General features: G+C 68.0%; 3 protein-coding genes and 1 pseudogene. 2 read left to right on the top strand and 2 right to left on the bottom strand.

Annotation, left to right across the window (positions count from 1 at the left end; translation table 11 throughout):
* Together ACRDP3_RS28315 and ACRDP3_RS28320 are read left to right on the top strand one after the other, a co-directional pair.
* Nucleotides 1-253 (top strand): annotated as a pseudogene (locus tag ACRDP3_RS28315) (helix-turn-helix domain-containing protein); the annotation flags it as partial.
* A 398-nt stretch (nt 254-651) separates the two neighbouring features.
* Nucleotides 652-828: a hypothetical protein gene (locus ACRDP3_RS28320; protein WP_431519876.1), complete on the top strand. Its 177-nt coding sequence runs from the start codon at nt 652-654 to the stop codon at nt 826-828.
* Between the two features lie 69 nt (nt 829-897).
* Here the strand turns inward: ACRDP3_RS28320 and ACRDP3_RS28325 are convergent, their stop codons facing one another.
* On the bottom strand, nt 898-1,371 hold the full coding sequence (locus tag ACRDP3_RS28325) for a carboxymuconolactone decarboxylase family protein (RefSeq protein WP_431519877.1): 474 nt from the start codon (nt 1,369-1,371) through the stop codon (nt 898-900).
* A gap of 117 nt (nt 1,372-1,488) precedes the next feature.
* A partial coding sequence (locus tag ACRDP3_RS28330) for an OmpA family protein (protein ID WP_431519878.1) occupies nt 1,489-2,001 on the bottom strand: 513 nt, incomplete at its 5' end.

Consider the following 2,001-nt stretch of genomic DNA (forward strand, 5'->3'; position numbering starts at 1 on the left):
CGCGCAGATCACCCGGACCCTCACCGCGAACCTGCCCCCCGAGCCCGTACCGATCCACCACCCCGCCCGCTTCCTGGAGCACCGCCTGAGCGTGCTCCTCCCGCCACCGCTGCCCGCCGATTCCCCACCGCCGCCGGCACCACGCCAAGCACCGCTGGTGACCTGCGAGGGATGCGAGCGGGCGATCAGAAGCCATGACCCCGACGCGCGGTGCGCCGACTGCCGGGCTGACGCGGTACCGGTGGTGGCCTGACGGGGGGGGCTGACGGGGGCTGACGGGCGAGCGCCCGAGACACGGGGAGGCGCCGACCAGGACGGGGGGCCTCCTGACCGGCGCCGGTCTTCTGGCGGGCACCGACGGTGGCGGTCGCCTCTCGGCGGGAAAGCTCCGCGGGGCTTCAGCCGAACGATCTTCCCCACGGGCGATGAGGTGGCGCCCGAGGACTCTGTTCCACCATCCATGCCCTCACCCCCCTCAACGCCTGGGGTCAGGGTCGCATTCCCGGTCGAAGCAGATTTTTCGGACGCCGACCCCGAGAGCCGGACGCGACTCACCGCGTTCGCGGTTTACAGGGGCGGGATGGTGTCGCGTGACCTATATCCCCCACTATTTGGCTGCCGGTGTCAGCGGGAGCCCCTAAACTTGTTCACATGTCCCCGACATCTCAGTCACTTTCTGACGTTCCCTCCGTCGCGGAGGCCAACGAGGCCATCCGACGGTTCGTCGCGGACCGCACGAGCTGGACCCAGGGCGACCTCGCCCAGCTGGACCTGCTCCGCACCGACTGGCAGCGGGCCGTACGTAACGAGATCCGCCCGATCGGCTGAGCTGTGGCTTGAGCCGTCGTGGAGCGAAGGAGCAAGCCACAGCAGTCCCGGGCCGTCCGGCTCCGCTCGTTATCCGAACTGGCCCGGCTGGTAGTCGCCGGCAGGCTGCCGGACGATGACGTTCACGCGGTTGAAGGCGTTGATGAGGGCGATGAGAGACACCAAGGCGGCGAGCTGGTCCTCGTCGTAGTGCTTGGCGGCATTCGCCCAGGCCTCGTCCGTGACACCACCGGCCGCGTCGGCGATACGGGTGCCCTGCTCCGCCAGCTCCAGGGCGGCCCGCTCGGGCTCCGTGAACACCTTGGCCTCCCGCCAGGCCGCGACCATGTGGAGTCGCGTGGCGGTCTCCCCGGCGTACGCGGCGTCCTTGGCGTGCATGTCGGTGCAGAAACCGCAGCCATTGATCTGACTGGCGCGCAGCATCACCAACTGCTGCGTCGCGGCCGGCAGAGTCGAGTCCGAGACCACCTTGACCGCCGAGGTGATGTGCCCCAGCAACTTACCTGCGACCGGGTTGCCGAAGAGGTTCAAACGAGCATCCATGGTGCGCTCCCGTGTGCCGTCGTCGGTGATTACACCTCCTTGACGGAACAGCGCCACCCGGATGTGACAGGGCCGAATGTGACGTGCGTCTCGCCTGTGCTCCTCCCGGCTGCCGCGTCACTCCTCGCGGGGGAACGAGACCTCGACGCGACGGTTCTTCTCGCGGCCGTCCTCGGTGTTGTTGTCCGCGATCGGGTAGTCCTCGCTGTAGCCGCGTACGTTGAAGGCGATCGTCGAGTTCAACTCCTTGGCCAGCGCCTGCTGGACGGCGTTGGCGCGCTTCTTGGAGAGCGTCTTGCCGTGTGCGTAGGAGCCGAGGTTGTCGGTGAAGCCGAAGACGTTGAGCTCCGTGGCCTTCTGCGTCTCGACCTCGTCGGCGATGTCCTTGATACGGGACTTCGCGCCGGAGTTGAGCTTCCAGCTGTTCTTCGGGAACAGCACCTCGGCCTGGAGCGTGAACTTCGTCTTCCCGGTGCTGTCTTCGCGGCGCTCCTCGCCGCCCAGGTCCTCGGTGACGAACTTGATGTCCAGCACCTTGGACGGCGCCAGCTTCGCCCCCTCTGCGAGTCGGAGGCCCGCGGCCTGGGTGTCCAGCTTCACCGGCGGCTTGGAGTCACCGATGTTGTCCGG

It is taken from the genome of Streptomyces sp., assembly GCF_050698815.1.
Classification (GTDB): Bacteria; Actinomycetota; Actinomycetes; order Streptomycetales; family Streptomycetaceae; genus Streptomyces.

What these genes read in the sequence shown, in the direction of transcription:
- ACRDP3_RS28320 (WP_431519876.1), top strand. Translation starts at nt 652, where the DNA reads ATGTCCCCGACATCTCAGTCACTTTCTGACGTTCCCTCCGTCGCGGAG.
- ACRDP3_RS28325 (WP_431519877.1), bottom strand. Translation starts at nt 1,371, where the DNA reads ATGGATGCTCGTTTGAACCTCTTCGGCAACCCGGTCGCAGGTAAGTTG.